15 protein-coding genes are annotated in these 22,905 nt (G+C 35.3%); 6 read left to right on the top strand and 9 right to left on the bottom strand.

Features of this window, described 5'->3' with window-relative positions; all coding sequences use genetic code 11:
* Positions 1–927 precede the first annotated feature (927 nt).
* From BC008_RS42385 to BC008_RS42360, 6 genes are all read right to left on the bottom strand, one after another.
* Entirely contained in the window at positions 928–1,692 is a 765-nt protein-coding gene (locus tag BC008_RS42385; RefSeq protein ID WP_027846946.1) for a GumC domain-containing protein, read from the bottom strand.
* Between the two features lie 370 nt (positions 1,693–2,062).
* Positions 2,063–2,413 (bottom strand): hypothetical protein, encoded by a 351-nt coding sequence (locus BC008_RS42380; RefSeq protein ID WP_235596020.1) that lies wholly within the window; start codon positions 2,411–2,413, stop codon positions 2,063–2,065.
* A 281-nt stretch (positions 2,414–2,694) separates the two neighbouring features.
* A complete protein-coding gene (locus tag BC008_RS42375; protein WP_027846244.1) occupies positions 2,695–2,949 on the bottom strand; it encodes a hypothetical protein in 255 nt (84 codons plus the stop codon).
* 217 nt (positions 2,950–3,166) lie between these two features.
* Positions 3,167–3,391 carry a photosystem II assembly protein Psb35 gene (gene psb35 / locus BC008_RS42370; RefSeq protein WP_058184725.1) on the bottom strand — a complete coding sequence of 75 codons (225 nt, stop codon included), beginning with the start codon at positions 3,389–3,391 and terminating at the stop codon, positions 3,167–3,169.
* A gap of 118 nt (positions 3,392–3,509) precedes the next feature.
* Positions 3,510–3,692 carry a CsbD family protein gene (locus tag BC008_RS42365; RefSeq protein WP_027846245.1) on the bottom strand — a complete coding sequence of 61 codons (183 nt, stop codon included), beginning with the start codon at positions 3,690–3,692 and terminating at the stop codon, positions 3,510–3,512.
* 568 nt (positions 3,693–4,260) lie between these two features.
* Positions 4,261–5,067 carry a glucose 1-dehydrogenase gene (locus BC008_RS42360; RefSeq protein ID WP_027846246.1) on the bottom strand — a complete coding sequence of 269 codons (807 nt, stop codon included), beginning with the start codon at positions 5,065–5,067 and terminating at the stop codon, positions 4,261–4,263.
* Positions 5,068–5,976: 909 nt separating this feature from the next.
* On the opposite strand from BC008_RS42360, the gene BC008_RS42355 reads away from it, so the two are divergent.
* Positions 5,977–6,891 (top strand): mechanosensitive ion channel family protein, encoded by a 915-nt coding sequence (locus tag BC008_RS42355; RefSeq protein WP_036268240.1) that lies wholly within the window; start codon positions 5,977–5,979, stop codon positions 6,889–6,891.
* A gap of 250 nt (positions 6,892–7,141) precedes the next feature.
* On the opposite strand, the gene psbQ is transcribed toward BC008_RS42355, so the two are convergent.
* Positions 7,142–7,612, bottom strand: coding sequence for a photosystem II protein PsbQ (gene psbQ / locus BC008_RS42350; protein WP_027846247.1), 471 nt, complete (start codon positions 7,610–7,612; stop codon positions 7,142–7,144).
* Between the two features lie 320 nt (positions 7,613–7,932).
* On the opposite strand from psbQ, the gene BC008_RS42345 reads away from it, so the two are divergent.
* The 5 genes from BC008_RS42345 to BC008_RS42320 all read left to right on the top strand — a co-directional run bounded on the left by BC008_RS42345 (position 7,933) and on the right by BC008_RS42320 (position 20,057).
* Positions 7,933–8,352 carry a hypothetical protein gene (locus BC008_RS42345; protein ID WP_027846248.1) on the top strand — a complete coding sequence of 140 codons (420 nt, stop codon included), beginning with the start codon at positions 7,933–7,935 and terminating at the stop codon, positions 8,350–8,352.
* Positions 8,353–9,009: 657 nt separating this feature from the next.
* Positions 9,010–9,444: a hypothetical protein gene (locus BC008_RS42340; protein WP_058184723.1), complete on the top strand. Its 435-nt coding sequence runs from the start codon at positions 9,010–9,012 to the stop codon at positions 9,442–9,444.
* 568 nt (positions 9,445–10,012) lie between these two features.
* Positions 10,013–15,151, top strand: coding sequence for an nSTAND1 domain-containing NTPase (locus BC008_RS42335; protein WP_058184721.1), 5,139 nt, complete (start codon positions 10,013–10,015; stop codon positions 15,149–15,151).
* 823 nt (positions 15,152–15,974) lie between these two features.
* The gene (locus BC008_RS42325; RefSeq protein WP_027841499.1) at positions 15,975–19,193 is read left to right on the top strand and encodes a DEAD/DEAH box helicase; all 3,219 of its coding nucleotides are present in this window, start codon (positions 15,975–15,977) and stop codon (positions 19,191–19,193) included.
* Positions 19,194–19,217: 24 nt separating this feature from the next.
* Positions 19,218–20,057 (top strand): SWIM zinc finger family protein, encoded by an 840-nt coding sequence (locus tag BC008_RS42320; RefSeq protein ID WP_027841498.1) that lies wholly within the window; start codon positions 19,218–19,220, stop codon positions 20,055–20,057.
* A gap of 77 nt (positions 20,058–20,134) precedes the next feature.
* Here the strand turns inward: BC008_RS42320 and BC008_RS42315 are convergent, their stop codons facing one another.
* A complete protein-coding gene (locus tag BC008_RS42315) occupies positions 20,135–21,715 on the bottom strand; it encodes a sensor histidine kinase (RefSeq protein ID WP_058184719.1) in 1,581 nt (526 codons plus the stop codon).
* Between the two features lie 351 nt (positions 21,716–22,066).
* Complete coding sequence (locus BC008_RS42310; RefSeq protein WP_027841497.1) at positions 22,067–22,744, bottom strand: Crp/Fnr family transcriptional regulator; 678 nt, start codon at positions 22,742–22,744, stop codon at positions 22,067–22,069.
* Positions 22,745–22,905: the final 161 nt, after the last annotated feature.

Raw genomic sequence — 22,905 nt, 5'->3', positions numbered from 1 at the left:
ATATTTCCTAATAAGAAAATCATTTTAATAGAATTCTTTAGTTGTTAGATTTTTTGTTGCTTATCGATTTCATTCACGGGTATTGAGCCTAAGCGCGTGTCCGTAGGACAAGATGGCATAGATAGACATCCTAACCTAATTACGTAGCGCTATAGTTTAAATTTTACTAGAATATAAATTTTTACTTTTGCAATACAAGAGTTTTCAGATTTATCTAACTGTATTTTTTATTGCTTTCTAAGCCGAGCTTAAAATCTTATCATTGATTACCTGTAGGGGCACACCAATGTGCACCCTCACAAGTAGCATATGATTTATTAGTCGCCCACCTCACACCAGACAGGCGACGACATCAAACACAGGTAACACAGATAATGGGTATATTCTCTTATTTAAGTACTTATTTGTAATTTTGACGTCTTACATAAGTTATAGATATTTTAACTTTTGAAAACCTGAAGCAATTGTTACGGCAAATAAACTTCTAGAGTGCATTTCCCAATTACTTATTTACGCTATTAGCTGAATTTTATTCATCTGCAGAGTTCCTAATTCCTAATAACTAAACGTCTCCATGTCTCCATAAATTATAATTATGGGACTTACGTACTTGTTCCCTTAGCATAGCAAGTCTTGAAGGGATTGATCCCCAATGGTTTGGAACTGCTATTTCAGAGCCGGAAACGCTTTGCTAACCTATTATCACAATAACCCTGTTTGCGTTGTCCGTACGTAAGTCCTGAATGAATATGCTAGCCGCTAGTGCGCGGTCTGTTTGTCCTATGGACACGCGCTTAGCCTGCGGTATTGTTGGAGCCTCTAGCTGCGCTACCTAAGGATCTGCTAATTACTTGCACTAGCTCTATACGTGCAAGCCAAAATCCTTCCAGAAGTAATCCTCCCATAATTGTCTACCACCTCGGTCGGTTAGTTTTTCTGAGAATGAGTTAGGGAGTGCCATAATTCTTTAAGAATTCTCTTTAATTCCTTCTCTTTACGTGCTACCGCTGCTCCAGCTTCGCTCATTTTATTTTCAAACTCTGTTTGCTTTGTCTCCAGCAGAGTAGAACCTTTTTTTTCTGATTCTTCTTTGGTATTTTCATACCAGGTTTTAGCATTATCGAGATGTTGCTTAACCTCTTCGTAGGGTTCTCCGTAACGAGCGGCTAGATTGGCTTGTAAAACTGATAATTCAGCCTGCAATTGAGCGTAACGTTTTTTCATTAATGTAACTTCTTCGCTATTTTTGAGATTATTCACGACCGTTTTAACTGTGGAGCGAACATCAGAAGAAGTTTCTTGACTAGCAACTTCAATTTGGGTCAAAGCTCCATCCACATCTGATTGTAGTTGCTTCTCATCTTCGTCCAGTTTTGCTTGGAGTTTTTGGATTTCTGATTGAGTTTGTGCGATCGTTTGTCTGCGGGATTGACTAATCCCTTCAATTAGACCCTCAACAGAAGCTGTAACCTCTTCTTTTGTGGTTTGTCCTTTCTCTTTTAAATTTTCTAATAATGTGGTGAAGGTATCTCTGACAATAGAACTTAACTCTCCAGAACCTTCTTTGAACTCGCTCACAGCTTGGGAAATAGCAGAACTAAAAATTTCTTTGATTCTTTCCGAGCGAAATTTACCTTCTTCTTTGACTTTTTCTAAGTCTGTTTTTATTTTGTCTTTTACAGAATCAGACATATATTACTCCATATAATTACAATTGGTTTGAAAATATCTCTGTCCTTTTGCCTTTCGCTATATTTTCTATATTCCTACTCTATGCAATATGGAAAATTTTATTGTCGGTAAATTATCATGATAAGAATTTTTGATGCGAATGATATTACAATTATAGCTAAATAAAATTTATAAAAAATAGTAGTAATAGCAAGTAAGTAAAATGACAAGTAACTTTATTTGTCTGTTTCAAATAGAAAAAATTAAGATATAAATGCAAATACCCGGAAGATAAATCCCGGGTAGATTTACAGAGAATGATTCTGCACTGAGTTAATTTTCTCTAGTAAACCTATTATTTTCTGGTTTATTTGAATTAAATCTTATTTAACTAAATAATACCTACTCCTTTACCACGATTATCATCTTCCATTGTAAGTTTTCCATCTTCTTCGTTGCTGTTTATTTCAGCCAATTCCTTAGCTCTCTGAGCGGCTTGTGCTTCTTCCTTCGCTTTTAGATCTCCGCGTTCTTCGTAGTACATTTCTGGTTCAACAGCATAATTATTTGCTAAACCTTCATTATCTACAGTGAAACCACTTGTTGTGTCTAATTCTCCTTCTGTTTTTTCTGGTTGTTGCTTGAAAATTTCCCCTTCGCGCTCTATACGGGCAGCAGTTTCAGCAGGTATGATATTGGGGTCGTATCCATCTTTTTCTGTTCTTTGTTTATTATCAGCCATAAACATTTATCCTCAATCTGCTTTATATTTATTATCTGAGTAATGTAGTAAATAATTCTTCCATCTTGCGAATAAAATTAAGTAAAAATACTCTATCTAAAGAGCTAAATCTTATAACCAAAAATAAATCAAATATGAAAAAATACCCCCTGAGACTAAGCAAGTAATCATTAAATTTACATAGGGGTAAAATTCAATTAATTCTGAAGAGGGTATAGGAACTAATTTTACGTTAAAACTACCCTCTGTCATCTAAAATAGATGTTATGAAGTATCACAGATTAAAGCTTTGTTGGAGTGTCGGGAGCTATTTCGACTCCTGGTGTTTCTGTAATAACTTGTTCAAAAGAAATTAAGTCTGCAAAACTATTTACGTCTATACCCATCGCATTACAAGATGCTTTTAACTCACTCTCAAAACTATTAATATTATCGCCGTAACCACAACTTTCAGCGGCTACTTTTATACCTTGTTTCATGTTGGCACGGGCACAATCTATTAGTTCCGATCCTTGGAGTGGTGTAGATGAACTCATAAATATAATTCCAATTAAAGACAACGTGGATTAAATCAAAATATAGCAATTATACTCAAATTGCAATTTTATTTTATAAAAAGGGTCAACTTAGCGTGATATCAATCCCCAATAAAAACTTATAAATTTCTAAGATCGCAAATATAATAGTGTTCACAAAAATTATAAGCGAACACCATTATTTATCTTTATCTTAATTGATATTATCTTCTAATATTTATAGACCAGGGTTTTCTTGTTTTTTAACTTTTGGCACGATATCGGGACGCTCTTGATTTTCCCAACCAGGAGGTCTTTTGGAGTTGTACCAAGCAATCGAACCAATACTGACAGTGGCAATAAATCCGATAACAATGATACCTATCAAAGAAAAAGAATAAGTAGAATTAACCTCTGGATTAGAAGCAAATTCTGCCAAAGTATAATTGAATAGCGAATTCATAAAAATATTCCCCGTGCAAAAAGCCAATTATTTATTGATACTTGAATAAAACTCCTCACTAATCCTAAAATAAGTATGGATATAAATTTTTCCCATACTTATTTCAGATAACTAAAAATTAGTCAATAGCTTTTTTGACTGCATCCTTAGCATTTTCTACTCCGTGGCGAACTTCTGCTTCTGCTTGCTTCGCTTTACCTTCTGCCTGGTCTTCTGGATCTCCGGTAACATTGCCCATAGCTTCCTGAGCCTTACCTTCAATATTTTTAGCGGTTGCTTTAATTTTATCTTCTGTACTCATAATTAATTTATCTCCTTAGTTAATAATTAGCAAATCGACATTCAAAACTCTACATATACTTTGATTGATGAAGTAATAATTCATCATTAAAAAATAGTTTTTTATCGATTTGTTACTATAAATTTATCTTTTAATATTGAGTTCTGCTTCCACCAGAAGAATATACTCAATAAAAGTAGTGTTCTTCCATTTGTATACTTTCGTGATTTTGAAAACTACTCTCAAGGTAGAGTTCGTTTAATGTGACTGATTTTAAGTATAAATTTTTTTAGCAATCTGAAAACTTGTAAAGACCTAGCAATGCTAAGTCTTCCAAAAAATTGATATATTTATTTATGCATGAACTTCCTAGACCATAATGCACAGAAGTGATCTGTGTACTTTCCCAAGTCTCAGTGTTGCAGAAATGAGGAATAAATTAAAAAAAATTATAATCAGAGTACAGCCCCCTGAACCCTGGAATGCTGGAGGATTTTAAAATTTTTGTTTTCCTCTAATTCGGGTTATTCAGAGGGCGAAATCATCCCCTAATTAAGCGCCCAGCTTTCTCAAAATTTAGTATATACCACTAAGACCAGGGTTGACGGAAGTCAGGATATAAAGTCAAGCCACCATCAACAAATATGGTTTGTCCGGTGATATAAGCTGCTTCATCAGAAGCAAGAAAAGCTACTACTGCAGCCATTTCTTCCGGCGTACCAGCTCGACGCATAGGGATGTGAGTTTCGACTTCAGATTTTTCATTTGGGTTGCTAGCCCAGTCGTTAATTGGTGTAGCTGTTGCACCAGGTCCAATAGCGTTAACCCGAATTCCTCGGTCTGCATATTCTAAAGCGAGAGTACGGGTAAGATTTTCCATTCCACCTTTACTGACGGAATAACCAACGTACTCAGGTCTAGGAATGATTTCGTGAACGCTGGAATTATTGATGATAACTCCTGCTTTTTTACGTTCTAAAAAATGTTTTAGAGCCTCACGAGAACATAAATATGCACCGCGAAGATTAACTGCAACCATACGGTCAAACTTATCAATTTCTAATTCATGGGAAGCTGCAGCACTTTGAATACCGGCGTTATTGATAAGAATATCGATTCCGCCAAGCTTCTCAATTGTTGTGGCAAACATATCAATTACATCTTGTTCTTGGGAGACATCTCCTTGAACTAATAGATGTTTAACACCACAGCCTTGAATTTGAGTACAAGCTTGCTCCATTAGCATTTTTTCTTCGGTTTCTTCTGCCTTTTCAGAAGACTTATAAAAGTTAATTGCTACATTTGCACCTTCTTGAGCGAAACGAATTGCAATTGCTCTACCAATCCCTGTCGCTGCTCCAGTTACCAAAATATTCTTTGTTTTTAGACCTTTCATAATTTCTAATTTAGGAAGTTGGTTCAAATGTCAAGTTACTGTTATATCAAAAATTATTAAATTTTTTAGTTCAATTAGCTAAGCTCAAATGATATAAAAAACTTAAATTCGAAAAGTATGATAATTAAAAAATATTAAAATACTAGAAATTTAGAATTCCCCAGAATTTAATGAGATATATCTATTCCAAATAATTTATGAATATAAAATTTAATAACATTAACTCCTTAGAGAATTCTACAAATACAGTAATACATTATCGCACTGTTATAAATTCCCCGTATAAGTCCTAAGCTTACAGATTAAGCCTATAAATTAAATTTGGTATATAAATTTTACGAGCTGAGTCTAAATTTTCTATGAATAAATAAATTTCTCACAAATCAAACTTACACATTAAGCTCAAAAATTAACATATTATAAATTATCTACAGCTAACATAGTATTCCAAATATAACTTTAACCCCTCCAGCTATGTAGTCTTCATTAATTAATTTACTACAACTATTTCCATTTGCTACTAACTGTAGAGATAAAAGCATTTGTGATGCAAGCAACTATTATCATCCTCAAGGTAGACTACAACTCGTCAAAAAAGTTCTATCTATAGTCTAATTATCTTTTAAACTTTCGACAGGTACCTAATAATGGTTACTATTGATAGATTAAAAGAATAATATGAAACAGTACAATCCCTGTCCCCTGTTTCCAACTTTCTGTTCCCTACCTCGATAAATAATTTTGACTGACTGCGTCACGCTACGCGTCCATTTTTGATGCGGCTAACATAAATCAAACCGGACTCCTTCGCTTGACGGATCTGGAAACTTATTCGAGAGTGAAAACATCGTTGCGTATAGTTAGTTTAGTTAATTTCCCATACCAGTCAACCTACACATTAATTAATTTATGGCTTTAGTGGAAACAATCAAATCTAGCATTAAGGAATTGATTAGTAATGCAATATTGATTTTTCCTGCACTACTAACTGCCTTAATTATTATTTTACTGACTCGCTTTGTTGCTCAATTGGTTGCGGGAATAGCCACTAAGTTGGGCGAGAAAGCAATTCGTAGTAAATCTTTACAAATATTACTATCTAAAACAGTTTACGTCGCTACTTGGACTGTTGGCATTCTTCTAGCTGCAGTAATAGCATTCCCAGGTTTAAGGTTAGGAGATATTATTGCCACTTTGGGGCTTAGTTCCGTAGCAATTGGTTTTGCTTTTCAAGATATTTTCAAAAATTTTCTTGCTGGAATACTTTTACTATTACAAGAACCTTTTAGAATTGGCGATCAAATAATCATAGGGGATTATGAAGGCACAGTCGAACAGGTTGATATTCGCACAACTAAAATTCGTACATACACAGGAGAAAGGGTTTTATTACCAAACTCCAAAGTATTTACCAGTGCAGTTCAGGTGAGGACTGCATTTAATAGCAGACGGACAGATTTAGCAGTAGGTGTAGATTACAATACACCTTTATCCAAAGCATCTGAAATCTTGAAACGATCAGTCTCACAAGTAGATGGTGTTTTACAAGATCCTGCACCAGAAATAGATTTAATTGGCTTTGGTGATAGTTCTATTGATTTTGCGGTTCGTTACTGGACGCTTCCTCAACAAACAGAAGTACGTCGTGTAAAGACTCGGGCAATCATCAGTATTAAACGAGTATTTGATAATGCAGATATTAATATTCCTTACCCAATTCGTACATTATACTTTTACAATCAACAAAAATTTAACGATCATCTGATGCCATCGGAAGAAAATAGCGTTGTTCAGAATTCCAGTTTTGACGGTAGTCACAGATAGATTTAGCGAAGACCTGTCCCCAAGACTTTCACATATCTATACTGAGGATAAGGTTTCCCACGACTATAAGCCGTGGGATTTTTGAGATAATCATTGCTCTTTGGGGTCGTCCTCACCCAGAAATAGTGAAGAACGACAATTTATAACTCTTAACTCCTGACAACTAGCAAGCAAAGTTTTGGGAAATTAAGGTTTTGAACAATTAAGGTTTTGAACAATTAAGATTCCGAACAATTAAAATTCAGAATAATTAAGATTCAGAGACAGGTTCTGGTTCGATTTCGGGAAGTAGCTTCAAGAATCTATCGATATCTGCATAAACAGCCGAATAGCTATTTAAAGCTTCAAAGCGATCATTAGATTCAGCAGCTTTGTCAATTTTGACCAAATAACTCAGCATATCCTTGGAAATTTTACGAGCTTCCTTTTGTTCTTGAGGAAGCAAATTAGAAGCAGTATAGTTGATAGCCAGTCTTGCTTCTGTCATTGGACCATGAATAAAATTACCAACCCTTCTCCAATCTTGTTTCTCAATTAAATCTTCCAATTCTGAACCGCGATCGCGAACTGCAATAACCTCAGTAGAATATTCTTGGATTTTTTGCAGTTGATTGGGTGTGTATGTTGGTGGTGCTTTTGCGACTGTAGGACCACTACAGCCAAACAAAAATGTTGCCACAAATACTAAAATCAAAGAAAAAATACTACGTTGACGCCCCATAAGTAGATTCTATTGGTTGGATGAATAACATTCATATTCGATTTTCCGCGTAAATGAGCATTCTTGTCCAGAAGTCAGCACAAATCAGTAAGAAATAAGAAGTAAGAAATAATGTATCTGTAGTACCCAATATCCAGTTCCAAACACCCAATCCCCAACTTAATATATGTCAAAAAAGTATGATTTTGAATTGCGATCAACTGATAGACCTTGATAATCTGAAACAAATTACCACCAACTGAGCCTTCTGGCAATTTTAACTTAGTGTTTTAACTGAGTGACACCTAAGTAGCCCACGCAACTAAGGAGGAGCATTGTCCGTGAATGCAGCACTGATGGCAACAAACCTTGAAATTGCTAGTAAAATTGCGACAATAGTAAATTTATTCAAGTTCGAATTTCCCGATGCAAAATCGGATTTGAAACCTTGGACAAATGACCCAGAAACCATGGAATTAGTAGATCCGGACTCTATTGATATTGGTTTTCATTTCCCTGGTGTCAGTAAATCTTGGCAAAGTCGTAGTCTTTTAATCCAAATCAGATTTTATCAAGATCCAATGAATGATATGCGGCGTGCGATCGGTGTGGAAATTGCTGGTTTCAGTCATAATGGCGAACAATGGCGACTCTCAACTGTCGATAATTGGAATTGTGTTGGTATATCTCAACCATCTTCAGAAAAAAGTGAAAAACTAAAAAAGTTTTGCAGACAGATTTTAGAAGTTTTTAACAGTTGAAAATAAGGAGTAAAAAGTAAGGAGTAAGGGGTAATATTACGTCCGGCTAAACAGTTATCACATCTGTGGGGGCGAAGTGATGTTAGCGGATCCATAGGTAGCGCAGCTAGAGGCTATAACTACGTTACCTGCGGATCTTCTAGCTATAGCGGGGCGCGTGGGGCGTAAGCACAGACAATGAGCGTGTCTACAGCGCACAGTAATAAGTAATAAGTAATAAGTAATGAGTAATGAGTAATGAGTAATGAGTAATGAGTAATGAGTAAAAGGGTTATTAGGTAATAACTGCCGTCTTTTCAATAGGGTTATATAGTAAATAATTAAGCAGACTTGATATAAGAAGTAAATTATATTTTGTTACCTGTTGAGTTACAACTGACTAAGTTGGCTGAATTTTTACTCATGAATAATAATTAGCATTCAAGAACAAACTGAATCATTTGCGATTAGAGTAGTTAAAGCTTATGCTGAATTAAATAAAATATATTTCAATAACGAGAGTAAACTATTATCTAAACAATTTCTTAGAGCCGGAACAAGTATAGGTCCTATTATCTTCAATTAAATAAATATATTCAACAACAACAACTTAAGGAACAACAAGTATATTTACTTATTATTTATTACTCATTACTTACTACTTTTTACTTTAATATTATGTTGGAAATAGTAGCTCTTTATTCTTCATTACTAATTTCTCAGACCCAGAAACCACCTCAACAATTTATCAATTTGAAGAATCAATTAGAACAGTATGGGTTTGAAGTTAGAGTTGAGCTACCACCGAAGCGTGGTGCTTACGGTTTATTGAAGAACAAAAAAATATGGATTAATCCTGTAGTCTTTGATTTACAAATCGCCACTCCAACGATAGTTCATGAATCAGTTCATGCAGCGCAATTATGTGCGGGAAACGGTAAATTACGACTCTTGGGCTTGGAAATTCAACCCATCAAGACTGCTCGACGACTTTTTTTACGGTACACTGATAGCCGCATACGAAATTTAGAAAGAGAAGCTTATGCGGTACAAACTCAACCCAACAGTTTTGAAATCGCCACAAATCTTTTAAACAAACACTGTAAAAAATAACCTTTCTTTGGTAAGTAATCTTTAGAAAATTGCTATATAGCAATCTATTATAAAATTATATTTTGCGTTGTAGGGAATAGGAAATAAAAGTTTTCTTGTTCTTACATTTGTGGCGATAAGCCCGCAGGGTATTACCGGAGGTGTCGCCATATCCTAAAAGATAAACAACTGCGATAGATGTTTGCACGCTAATAATTAAATATTCTCAATTGTACAAACCTGTTCAGCATTACAAAATAATTGTTTCATGAAAATGAAGTATCTGAAATCTTGAGCAAATAAAATTTTTGGTATAAATACTTGAAATCTGGAACTGTTCGTACATAGTTTGTAGTCTGTAATGTACATAACTAAATCTGGTTTTTAGCATCATGTTAGGATTATGGGCTTCGTCACCACAACAGTTACTACTATTATTATCTTCAATGATATTTATTTACTTATCCAAGGTTTATTCAACATAAAAATCTGGATAAAAGGTATTTGCTGAAAGTCATTAAAAAATTCAAGCAAAACTCCTTACGAAGCGAGCGAAACTATATTCTTGAGCAATCTGAAGTAAATAATAATGCAGATTTTGGTAAGCCTGAAGTTTGGCGATGGTAACTTCCAAACGGGATTTAGTCAAAATATAAACATAATAGATATAGTAAATACTGAGGGTCAATCCACAAAAATAGAAATTCAACTTGGATCGGCTCCAGAGATTCCAGTTTTATATCAGAAATGGCAAAATAAATATACTAGTTTACTTAACCCTGTGAGAATGGGGTTCAAAAGAAAACAAACAACTAATTTTTCTTGGTCTGAGTCCTATGAAGAATGTGAGGAATCTGCGAAAAATTTACAGATTCAATTGAATGCTTGGCTTGAAAGTGTTAAATCAAAATTAGAATTAGAATTAGCGACTGTATCAGATAATAAGCCAGAAACTATAACAGAAATTATATTTATAATTGATACTCAACAGGTCAAATCTCAATCAGATAAAGATATTTTACATCGCTTACCTTGGCGGGAATGGAATTATTTCCCTGGTAATTCTAGTTTAGAAGTAGCATTATGTTTGCATGAGTCTCAAGTTAAAATACAACCAATTGAAAATCAAGTATTTAGACGAGTTAGAATTACCAGCATATTCGGTGATAATGCAAATATAGATATTGAAATAGATCGAGAGTTAATTGAAAAATTAAAGCAACGGGGAGCAGAACTCACTGTTCTTTCACAACCCAAACGTTCAGACTTTATCAAATTATGGAATGAGCCCTGTGATATCTTATTTTACAGCGGTCACAGTCAAACAGATCCTAATAGTCAGGTTGGTTCATTTCAAATCAATGAGTCAGATAGTTTAAACCCTGGGGAGATTAAAAATACTTTCCAAGAAGCAATCGCTAAAGGTTTAAAATTAGCAATCTTCAATTCTTGTGACGGTTTGGGTTTAGCTCAACAATTCGCAAATCTAGGTTTACTTTATATCATTGTTTGGCGAGAAGTGGTACCAGATAAAATCGCCCAAGATTTCCTCAAATATTTTCTCGATTCCTTTGTTCGAGGAAAATCTTTATTTGCTTCTGTGCGAGATGCAAGGGTGAAACTCCAAGAACTTAGCAATAAGGAAGATGTTGAACAGCAAATACCAGGAGTCAACTGGTTACCAATTATTTGTCAAAATACCCCAGAATGCGCTCCCAATTGGGAAGATTTAGGAGGATTAACAGGTAAACTTCCCGACTCTCCTTATAAGGGATTATCTGCATTTAAGGAAGAAGATGCACCGATATTTTTTGGTAGGGATAAATTTATTACAGATTTAGTCGATATTGCCAAAAATAAACCATTAGTCCCTGTAGTTGGCGCTTCTGGAAGTGGAAAATCTTCTTTAGTATTTGCTGGTTTAGTTCCTCAGTTAAGGGCGAATGGTAACGTGCAAATAGTATCTTTACGTCCGGGGAAAAATCCTTTTGATGCTTTGACGATTGCTTTAAATTCCCATCTTCAATCTTTAAATTTGTCAAATGGAGAATCAATAAAAGAAAATAACCAGCAATTGAAGGAATTAGAATTAGAAGTAGAATTGCTCAATAATGAGCAAGCTTTGTGTAAGTTAGTCGGAAATCTTGTCACTCCCAGTAAAGTTTCTCCAGAATTGGATAAAGATATTCGACAACCTAGAATTTCAAAATTCGATCTATCTAGCGATGAGTCTCAAATAAAAAATAATACTCAAATAAGAAATAATAATATTTGCGGGGTACCTAACGGAAAAAATCTCCACCAGAATTTTGTCTTAATTGTCGATCAGTTTGAAGAGCTTTACACTCTAGTTACAGAACAACAACGCCAACTTTTTTTAGATGCATTGCTGTATGCAGTAAAATTTGCTCCAAGTTTTACCCTCGTCCTAACACTCAGGGCTGACTTTATGGGAAAAGCCTTGGATTATCAACCAATGGGTGAAGCTTTACAGAAATATTCACCGGTCTTACTCACTTCAATGAATCCCGAGGAATTAGCTCAAACGATAGAAAAACCCGCCGAAAAAATGAAGGTGGAATTAGAAGAAGGTTTAACAGCAAAACTAATTGATGACCTAGGGAAGCAACCAGGACGTTTACCTTTATTAGAGTTTACCCTGACCCAACTGTGGCAAAAACCAAATAAATGGTATCTTACTCATCAAGCTTACAGAGAAATTGGTGGTTTAGAAAAAGCTTTAGCAAAATATGCAGATTCAGTGTTGGATCTGTTATCTGTTTCAGAAAAACAACAAGCCGAACGGATATTTATCCAGTTGGTGCGTCCTGGAGAAGCTACAGAAGATACTAAGCGTAAAGCTACCCGTGGGGAAATAGGGGAAGATAATTGGGATTTAGTAGAATTTTTGGCAAATAAGCGTTTAGTATTTACTGACTGGGATGAAACCACTCAACAGCAAACGGTGGAAATTATTCATGAAGCATTAATCCGGGAATGGGGAATCTTACAAAAGTGGATCGAAGTTAACCGTCGGTTTCGAATTTGGCAAGAAAGATTACAATTTATAGTAGTTAAATGGGAACAGGAAAAGCACGCTTGCGATTACTTATTAAGTGGTGGTGTTTTAGGTGAAGCAGTTATATGGTTTGCGGATGAAAGATATAGTAAGTATTTGAGCGATTCTCAGAGAGAATTTATTGAGGAAAGTTTACAAGCGCAAGATAGGGAAGAGCAGAAAAAATTTCGTCAACAACAGGAAAAAGTAAAGTTACAAAAACGTGCGATCATCTGGCTTTCTGGTGGTTTGCTCGCAGCTTCCTTAGCTACTGGATTCGCTGGTTGGAATTGGGGAAAAGCAGAAATAAGTGCGACACAAGAAAAGCTGAATCGTTCAGTTGCAATTTTCGAACACTCTTTCAATTTACAAAATTATGGAGATGCATTGCTAGAAGCGATGAAAGCAAAGCAATTGTTAGAACGTAATTGGTGGGGGAAATTCGTTAAAACCGACATCAAGCAGAAAGTGAATATGGCAATATATAAGCCAATTAATCATTATTGGATAGATGAAAAATACACTTTATCAGGGCATAAATCTAAAATTAACAGTGTGGTTTTTAGTGATGACAATAAAACGATTGCTTCTGCATCAAAAGATAGAAAAATAAAATTATGGTCTGCTGAAAATGGTAAATTACTCCGTACTTTATTAGGACATAACTCTGAAGTTAATAATGTCGTATTTAGTGGTAATGGAAACATTATTGCTTCTGCATCGAAAGATGGAACAGTAAAAATATGGTCTGTTGAAAATGGTAAATTAATTTATACTTTATCTGGACATAAATCTGAGGTTAATAATGCCGTATTTAGCAGTAATGAAAACATTATTGCTTCTGCATCGAAAGATGGAACAGTAAAAATATGGTCTGTTGAAAATGGTAAATTAATTTATACTTTATCTGGACATAAATCCGAGGTTAATAACGCGGTATTTAGCCAGGATGGGACAACTATTGCTTCTGTATCAAAAGATGGAACAGTAAAAATATGGAGTGCAATCAGCGGTCAATTAATCCAAACTTTATCGGGACATAAGTCTGAAGTTAATAACGCAGTATTTAGCCCAGATGGTAAAACTATTGTTTCTGTATCAGAAGATGGGACAGTAAAATTTTGGTCTGCTCAAGATGGTAAACTACTCCAGACTTTATCAAGACATCAATCTGGAGTTAATAACGTTAGATTCAGCCCAGACGGAAAAACTATTGCTTCCGCATCAAAGGATGGAACAGTAAAAATATGGTCTGCTTCGGATTATAATTTACTGCATTCTTTATCAGGACATGAAGACTCAGTCATTCGCGTAGAATTCAGTCCTAATGGAAAAACTATTGTTTCTGTATCAAAGGATGGGACAGTAAAACTTTGGTCTGTACTAGATGGTAAATCACTATACTCCTTTTCAGGACTTAACGTTGTATTTAGCAGCGATTCTAAAACTATTGCTTCCACCTCAAAGGATAGTAAAATCCAAACTTGGTATGTTGAAGATAGTAAATTATTCCAATCTTTAGAGGGACATAAAGATTGGGTAAGAAGTGCGATATTCAGTCCAGATGGAAAAACTATTGCTTCCGCATCAAAAGATGGAACAGTAAAAATATGGTCTGCATCAAATGGTAAATTACTCTACACTTTGTTAGGACATAAAGGTGAAGTATATAACGCAGTATTTAGCCCTAACGGTAAAATTGTTGCTTCCACATCACAAGATGGAACAGTAAAACTTTGGTCTACTGAAAATGGTAAATTACTCCATACTTTATCAGGACATAAAAAAGCAGTTTTGAGTGTGCAGTTTAGTCCAAATGGAAAAACTATTGCCTCTACTTCACGAGATCGAACAGTAAAATTATGGTCTGCGGATAGTGGTCAGTTACTCCAAACTTTATCAGGACATACATCTGATGTTAATAGCATAACATTTAGTCCAGATGGTAAGACTATTGCTTCTGCTTCTGATGATGAAACAATAAAATTATGGAATTGGGATTTAGATAATTTACTCACACAAGGTTGCAAGAAACTGGAATATTATTTCATTAACTATCCAGAAAAACTTGAACAACTTGAAATTTGTCAAAATCGGAGAATTTTAATCGCAGCTGCTTTTACCCTTGTAAAACAAGGTGAACAATTAGCTAAAGATGGAAATTATCAGAGTGCTGTAAATAAATTTCGTCAAGCAAAAACTTGGAATCCGAAATTAGATATCGATCCAAAGATAAAAGTAAGAGCAATAACTTTAATTACTCAAGGTAAAAAATTAGCTAAAGAAGGTGATATAAAAAATTCTATTGCAACATATAACAAAGCAATAAAAATTTACCCTAAGTTGCAAGTTTCAGCAGCAGATTGGAATACTTTATGTTGGTATGGTAGCTTGCATGGTTACCCCAAAGAGGTAATGTTTGCTTGCGAACAAGCAGTAAATTTGCTACCGGGAGATGAAGATATCATAGATAGCCGTGGACTTGCTAGAGCCCTAACAGGAGACTATAAAGGCGCAATTGAAGATTTTGAGATATTTGTGAAATCAGATGATACTGAGTCTAAATTGCAACAGCGTCAAGCTTGGATTGAGGATTTACGAAATGAGAAGAATCCTTTGACACCAAAAGTTATAGAAAACTTGCTAAATCCAGAACCAGAATATAAATAAAATATATCGATATAGTTAGATTTTTGTATATGTAAGTCAAAGAAAATTCTCGCCTAGTGTATAGGTAAATTTTTCCACAACTATAACTATTATCAGCATCAGAAAAGCTGTATATTTTTCACTTTAATGCTCAATTTTTATTCAAAACCTCAGTATTATGATGAGAAAACACAAAAACAAACTAGCCAAAATCGTAACAAGTGCAATCTTTCTTTTAACAATAAAAATAAATGGTTTACCAAGTTATGCATTGAATGAATATTCGGTCGCAGAGGGTCCAAAAGAATTAGAAACACAAACAAATGAAATTACAATCAAAAAGAGAAACAGAAACAATTTGAATAATAGAAGAAGAGGTCGGAAAATACGATCCAATAGGGCAAAAAAAACACGAACGACTAAAGTCTCAAATCCCCAGGAAAGGGCTGATGACTACGAAGTATCCTGTGGACGGTGGGTTTGGCATAGAATACAAAAAAAATGGGTTTATATAAAGGCTCCATGTCGATAAATTGATAGAGGAGCAAAACATTTTAAAAGCTTAATTCATAAAAAGTATAGCGATTAGTAGCAACAAAAATAAGTCTGATTATGTCAGGAATACCTATCAGTAAAAAGCATTAGTCAGTATTCTAATTTGTAAAGGGTGTATCTACATCTAACAGAAGATTCCTTATTTGGAATATAGTGCTACGTTTTTTATTTCTCTTTTCCTAGTCCCTCAATAAAACATTAAGAACCATTACCTTTGAGTGCCTGATAATTCTCATGCATGTAGATTAATTCTAAACTCCTAGAATGACCTACACCAAGTCATCGATCCATGAAAGTTCTCCATGGTACCTGGATTCCAAATGCCGAGTCCGATTTTGTCCAATCGGGTTCCTTCTGTCTGTGGGTAGAAGTCCCTCTACTTAAGGGACAAAGAAGCAAAGAGAAAATTCACCCCGGACATCTCAGAAGTGATGATTTAGTTACTTTCTTGACTCAAGAATTGGGTTTGAAAGAGAATGCTGTACAACTAAAAGAGCGCATATCTCCCAAATACTTTGCTCTCCCCACAGCAAATGATAAACCTCTCCCTTCACCGGAGCTAACTAAATATTTGGAAGTGGAAATTCCGGACGAATATGAGGATTTTCAATATTGGAAAGTTGATTGTTATCAAACGGTAGTTTCTAGCAAAACAGATTATTCCCGCGTTCCAACTGCTGTTAATGCGATTAAATTTCTTAACGATATTCACTTTTTAGCACTATACAATTTGGGTGAATTTCAACTGGGTTCGGATTTATTGTTTTGGTATCACTACACCCAAGCTTTTAAACCGATAATTTTCAAAGACCAGTATATTCCAGCACTCAAATATCGGCAGTTAGAAACTAAAAAAACCAAGACAAAAGGCACACAAAAGTCTAAAAATAGCAATAAAAACCACAAAAATGTGAATTTTGAAATCTACCCGACTTGGGGAATTATTTCCGAACAATACGAAGAAAATATCAAAAAATATATTGAATATATACCACCAATTTGTCTTGCTGGTTCATCTATTCTCAGCGATACGGTAGAATTTTTTGACCCAGAAACCTTATTGCGTCACTTTTCGGAATATTTACTTTGCAATTTGGTGACTCACACCCAATCAACAGCAGCTTTTGATAAAAAGATTGCAGATTCCCTAGTTCATCATTGCTTTCATTCCCGCAAACATACTCCTCTGAAAACAAATGCTGCTTTGGAAGAATACAAACAATGGTTGGAATGGAAAAATAAAATTACCCGTACCCAAACTGATTCTTCCTTCCATCTATGTTTTCAACTGGATTCTGCCACTCCTGATAATATAGATAATTGGCAAATGCATTTTCTAGTAGCCAGTAAACAAGATCCTTCCCTAAAACTGGCATTAGCTGACTACTGGACTATGGGTAACAAAACTAGAACAGGGGTACATAAGGATTTTGGTAAGGACTTTGAAACCAATTTATTGCTAAATTTAGGTTATGCAGCCCGGATGTATCCCAACTTGTGGAAAGGTTTAGAAACCGATCGCCCCACGGGATTAAAATTAACTTTAGATCAAGCCTTTGATTTTCTCAAGGAAAGTGCTTGGGTATTAGAAGATTCCGGTTTCAAGGTAATTGTACCCGCATGGTATACCCCCGCAGGTCGCCGTCGTGCCAAAATTCGCCTCAAAGCTTCTTCCCGTAAGGATTCTCCAAGCAAGAGTAAGACAAAAAGTTATTTCGATCTAGATTCCCTAGTGCAGTATCAGTATGAATTAGCCATTGGAGAACAAGTTGTCACTCCCGAAGAATGGGAGCAATTGGTGAATGCAAAGTCTCCCCTAGTAAATTTTCGCGGTCAATGGATGGAACTCGATCGCGATAAAATGCAACAATTACTAGAATTTTGGCAATCTCACGGTGACGAACAACCACAGATGACATTGCTGGAATTCTTACAAAAGAGTGCAGAAGTTGGGGATGAATGGGAAATTGAACATGATGAAGCTTTGTCAACCATGATGGCAAAGTTGCAAGATAAAAGTCAATTGGAACCAATTACAGAATTAGTAAATCTGCAAGGAACTTTACGGGAATATCAAAAACGGGGTGTATCTTGGCTCGATTACTTGGAAAGATTGGGATTAAATGGCTGTTTAGCTGATGATATGGGTTTAGGAAAGTCCGTACAGGTGATTGCGCGACTAATACAGGAACGAGAGAAAAATAATAAGAAAAAACCTTTATTACCGACCCTTTTAATTGCACCTACTTCCGTTGTGGGAAACTGGCAAAAAGAAATAGCAAAATTTGCACCCCACCTGAAAACGATGGTACATCACGGTGGCGACCGCCTACAAGCAACCCCAGAATTTAAAGCTGCTTGTCAGGAATATGATGTGGTTATTAGTTCCTTCACCCTAGCCCGTAAGGACGAAAAGCTATTTAATAATGTTGAATGGCAACGTATAGTTTTAGATGAAGCTCAAAATATCAAGAATCCCAAAGCTGCACAAACAAAGGCGATTCTTAAACTCAAGGCAAAACATAAATTGGCTTTAACTGGAACTCCTGTAGAAAACCGCTTGTTGGATTTATGGTCAATTTTTAACTTTCTCAATCCCGGTTATTTGGGTAAACAAACCCAATTTCGTAAATCCTTTGAAGTACCGATTCAAAAAAATAACGACAAAATCAAATCAACTACCCTAAAAAAGTTGGTTGAACCCTTGATTCTCCGACGGGTAAAAACTGATAAATCTATTATTAGCGATTTACCCGATAAAGTTGAGCAAAAACTATATACAAATCTGACCAAGGAGCAAGCATCACTATATGAAGTAGTCGTCAAAGACGTGGAGAAAAAACTCCAAGAAGCAGAAGGAATTGAGCGTAAAGGCTTGATGCTTTCCACCCTAATGAAATTAAAGCAGATTTGTAATCATCCCGCCCAATTTCTCCAAGATAATAGCGAATTTTCCCCTGAGCGATCGCACAAACTAAGTCGTCTCGCAGAAATGGTAGAAGAAGCCATTTTAGAAGGGGAAAGTTTACTTATCTTCAGCCAATTCACCGAAGTATGTCAAAGTGTTGAGAAATATCTCAAACATAATTTACATTGCAATACCTACTATTTGCACGGTGGAACTAACCGCAAACGTCGAGAAAATATGATTGCGGAATTTCAAGATCCAGAAACGGAAGCATCAGTCTTTATTCTTTCCCTTAAAGCCGGTGGTGTTGGTATTACCCTCACAAAAGCTAACCATGTATTCCATTTTGACCGTTGGTGGAATCCCGCAGTGGAAAATCAAGCTACAGACAGAGCTTTTCGGATTGGTCAAAAAAAGAATGTATTCGTGCATAAATTTGTTTCGATTGGAACTTTAGAAGAAAGAATTGACCAAATGATTGAAGATAAGAAAAAGCTTTCTTCTGCTGTGGTTGGTAGTGATGAATCTTGGTTAACAGAGCTAGACAATGATGCGTTTAAACAACTAATCGCATTGAATAAGAGTGCAGTATTGGAGTAGAAATTATAATATTGGGGTAGAACTATGGCGAAATTTAGTCGAACTTGGTGGGGCGATCGCTTTATTCAAGCATTAGAAGAATTTACCGATGAAAATAGATTAAAACGGGGACGTTCCTATGCTCGTGGTGGTAAAGTTTTAAATTTTGAAATCGACAAAAACGAAATAGTTGCTCAAGTCCAAGGTTCAATAAATCCTTATTTTGGCGTTTATACAGTTCCACTTTACTGTATTGAAATAAAACTTACACCAATTCCAAAAACTAAATGGAAAGAAGCAATTAGCAAACTATCATCCAAAGCTAGCATTGTTTCTCGGTTACTATTAAATGAAGTTCCTGAAAATATTGAAGACACATTTTCAGAATTAGGATTAAATTTACTACCCCATAGCAAGAAAGATTTTAAAACCAGTTGTTCCTGTCCGGATTATGCTAATCCATGTAAACATATTGCAGGGGTATATTACTTAGTTGCATCCCAACTAGATCGAGATCCATTTTTATTATTTGAACTGCGCGGATTATCTAAAACAGAACTACAAGACAAATTAGCAGCATCACCATTAGGTAAAGCCCTATCTTCTCAATTTAATGCAGAAGAAATTCCTATTGAAACTAGCACATCTCTATATCCCAAGCTAGAAAAGAAAATAATTACCCAAAAACCAACCTCCAAAGAATTTTGGTTAGGGAAAAAACGACTACCCCAAACTATTGAAGTTACAAATCAAAGTGGAGTATCAGCAATCTTAGTGAAAAAACAAGGAGATTACCCACCTTTTTGGAACAAAGATAATTCTTTTATTGAAGCTATGGAAGAATTATATGACAGAGTGAAGGGAAAAAATCAAAATTCAATCTGAATTAGGAAAAGTAGAATAAGAAATCAAAAACTTAAATTCGAACAAACTTATCCAAGCGTAAATATTGAATTTCAATATTAAACATCGTTAGAAGTTTTGACCTCAATCGGAACCTGAATGATAAATTTAGTCCCTTTGTTAACAGTAGACTTACAGTCGATTTTCCCACCATGTTTTTCAACAACAATATGATAGCTAATAGGCATACCCATTCCAGTTCCTTGACCAACAGGCTTAGTTGTAAAAAAAGGTGTGAATATTTTTCTGCGAGTCTTTTCAGACATCCCCAAACCATTATCTTCAATGGTAATTTGTATTGACTCAGCAAAATCAATTACTGACGTATTAATTTTTATTTCTCCAGTAATATCTTCCATTTCCGGATTATCTTGTCTTAACTTAATCGCTTCTTCAATGGCATCAATAGCATTACTCAGGATATTCATGAAAGCCTGATTTAGTGGTCCAGCATAACATTTTACTAATGGTAAATCGCCATATTCTTTAATTATTTGAATTTCAGGACGTTCGTGTTTTGTCTTGATGCGATGTTGTAAAATCAATAATGTGCTGTCAATACCTTCATGAATATCCACTGCCTTAAAATCAGCTTCATCAGTACGTGAAAAATTACGCAGCGAAAGTACAATTTTTCTGATCCGATCAGTACCCATCTGCATCGAATTTAAGACCTTGGGTAAATCCTCCTCAATAAAATCTAACTCAAGAGCCTCAACCTCATCCTCAATCTCAGATCCTGGCTCGGGGTAATGCTTTTGATATAACTTGATGAAACTTAACAAATTATGTGTATATTCCTCCACATGCTGAAGATTACCATGGATGAAGTTAACTGGGTTATTGATTTCATGAGCAATACCAGCGACTAAATGTCCCAAGCTGGACATTTTTTCGTTTTGGATCATTTGTAATTGAGTCTGCTGGAGTTCCTCCAAGGTATTTCCTAAAACTTTTGCTTTATATCGTAGAGCCATTTCCGAATCTTTTAATTTAGCATTGCTCTGTTCTTGCTCGAGTTTAGCCGCTCGCAACTCTCTTTCAATATTCCTTCGGTAATTAATGTATTGATTTACCAACATCAAAACCATTAACCAAGCTAAAATTAAGATTCCCAGACTAATAAAACTGAAAAAACTATACCTAGATAAGCCCAAACTATAGGAATTCAAACTTGACTGAATTCTTTCTTCCAATGCATCAGTTGTTTGCTTCATTCCTTCTGCATAAATCTGTTTCTGAGTTTGGTAAGTTGGGCTGAACAGTAATGATAATGCTTCCTCTGACTTACCTTTGCGAATCAGATCGAAGGCTTGATTTTCTATTTCTACCAATTTAGTATTAGCAGCATTTGTCTGAAATGCATGACTATCATATGTTTCGGGTGCCAGACTAATTGCTTTCTTAATGCTAGCATCTAATTTGGGTTCAAACTGCCGATACCGATCTTCCCATTTCAAATCACCTGTAGTTGCAGCCATACGCGCGGACATAGTTAGTACTTCATCAAGATGAATTACTTCACCACTCAAACGTTGTAACTCAAACTCCGTAGTTATTACATAATTAAAATTCTGTTTAATTTCCCAAATATTCCAGCTTCCCAGAGCAACGAATACCAAGCTTAAGATTACAGCCATGGTCAGAACACGCATAAGGAATTTATTGGTGTAATGCTTTAATCTATTAATTAAAAAATTCATAGGAACTGTTTGCTGACTGAGAATAAATTAGCTTAATGCTAAGCTAGTTTCATACAGAATTATATGCAGTCATACACCACTATTTTAAGGGGAGACATAGCCAGAAACAGAATAATTTTTACACCACTTTCTTACTTTTTAGCTCTACCTCACTTACTTGCAATCCGCTATTAAGGATGGAATATGAGAATTTCTATCAAATTATTAACATTGTGATATTTAATCTGACTTTATGGCAGGTATTAAATAAATTTTTTACTAATCAAGTATTAGATTATTAAGTATCTTTTATACCCTGCTAGCTAAATTCGTTAACTGTTTAAAGTTTACTAACTTCAACGCTTGATTGACTTCATCAATCGCAATCCAATTTTTCTCTGCTAATTTTTCCATAATTTTAGTGGTTTCTTCCAAGCTAATTTCTGTAGCATCTGCTAAATCTTGGAAAGGAATATTAAAAATTTCCTTGTCATTCTCTTGACCGTAATTTTCACCCAGAGTTATTAAAGTATGGGCTAATTTAACAGCTGGTGGCGCAAGGCGCATCTCCAAACGGAGATTTGTTTGTCGTAACCGACGCACCATTAACTGTAACATTCGGTGGTGTAACTGGGAATCTTTAAATAAGATTTGGATAAAGCGATCTCGAGATATACTAAACAGCTTAACTCTAGAAAGAGCAATAACATCGGTCGAACGGGGAGATTCGTCCAATATTGCCATTTCTCCAAAAAAGTCGCCTTTCCCTAAAATAGCTACAGCACGGGAATTTTCGTTTGCAGTACGACGGACTTTCACCCAGCCATCGACAATAAAATAAACTGCGTTACCCCAGGAGTCTTCCATCAAGACGGCTCTACCTGCAGGATATTCGTGCTCTGTCGCTACATTCAACAACCACTCCAGGGTTTGTGGATTGGCTGTACTCATTAAGGGGAATATTTCGCTAAAAAATATTGCTTGCATGGAATGTCTGCAACTAACTAACTAACTAAGTATGCAATTTAAAATTATTTTTATAACTAAAAAACTTATGTAATAGTTCCAGTTAATAGAAAAAATTTTACAAAATCCAAGTCCTGAAATAGAATTTTTGATCATCCGGTTCCACGTACATAAATCCTGAA

The sequence above is a fragment of the Mastigocoleus testarum BC008 genome, from assembly GCF_001456025.1.
GTDB classification, from domain to species: domain Bacteria; phylum Cyanobacteriota; class Cyanobacteriia; order Cyanobacteriales; family Nostocaceae; genus Mastigocoleus; species Mastigocoleus testarum.
The sequence above is the reverse complement of the archived record's forward strand: the minus strand, read 5'-3'. Positions and strand labels throughout refer to the sequence as shown.

What these genes read in the sequence shown, in the direction of transcription:
- BC008_RS42385 (WP_027846946.1), bottom strand. Translation starts at nt 1,692, where the DNA reads ATGTCTGATTCTGTAAAAGACAAAATAAAAACAGACTTAGAAAAAGTC.
- BC008_RS42380 (WP_235596020.1), bottom strand. Translation starts at nt 2,413, where the DNA reads ATGGCTGATAATAAACAAAGAACAGAAAAAGATGGATACGACCCCAAT.
- BC008_RS42375 (WP_027846244.1), bottom strand. Translation starts at nt 2,949, where the DNA reads ATGAGTTCATCTACACCACTCCAAGGATCGGAACTAATAGATTGTGCC.
- psb35 (WP_058184725.1), bottom strand. Translation starts at nt 3,391, where the DNA reads ATGAATTCGCTATTCAATTATACTTTGGCAGAATTTGCTTCTAATCCA.
- BC008_RS42365 (WP_027846245.1), bottom strand. Translation starts at nt 3,692, where the DNA reads ATGAGTACAGAAGATAAAATTAAAGCAACCGCTAAAAATATTGAAGGT.
- BC008_RS42360 (WP_027846246.1), bottom strand. Translation starts at nt 5,067, where the DNA reads ATGAAAGGTCTAAAAACAAAGAATATTTTGGTAACTGGAGCAGCGACA.
- BC008_RS42355 (WP_036268240.1), top strand. Translation starts at nt 5,977, where the DNA reads ATGGCTTTAGTGGAAACAATCAAATCTAGCATTAAGGAATTGATTAGT.
- psbQ (WP_027846247.1), bottom strand. Translation starts at nt 7,612, where the DNA reads ATGGGGCGTCAACGTAGTATTTTTTCTTTGATTTTAGTATTTGTGGCA.
- BC008_RS42340 (WP_058184723.1), top strand. Translation starts at nt 9,010, where the DNA reads ATGTTGGAAATAGTAGCTCTTTATTCTTCATTACTAATTTCTCAGACC.
- BC008_RS42335 (WP_058184721.1), top strand. Translation starts at nt 10,013, where the DNA reads ATGCAGATTTTGGTAAGCCTGAAGTTTGGCGATGGTAACTTCCAAACG.
- BC008_RS42325 (WP_027841499.1), top strand. Translation starts at nt 15,975, where the DNA reads ATGAAAGTTCTCCATGGTACCTGGATTCCAAATGCCGAGTCCGATTTT.
- BC008_RS42320 (WP_027841498.1), top strand. Translation starts at nt 19,218, where the DNA reads ATGGCGAAATTTAGTCGAACTTGGTGGGGCGATCGCTTTATTCAAGCA.
- BC008_RS42315 (WP_058184719.1), bottom strand. Translation starts at nt 21,715, where the DNA reads ATGGCTGTAATCTTAAGCTTGGTATTCGTTGCTCTGGGAAGCTGGAAT.
- BC008_RS42310 (WP_027841497.1), bottom strand. Translation starts at nt 22,744, where the DNA reads ATGCAAGCAATATTTTTTAGCGAAATATTCCCCTTAATGAGTACAGCC.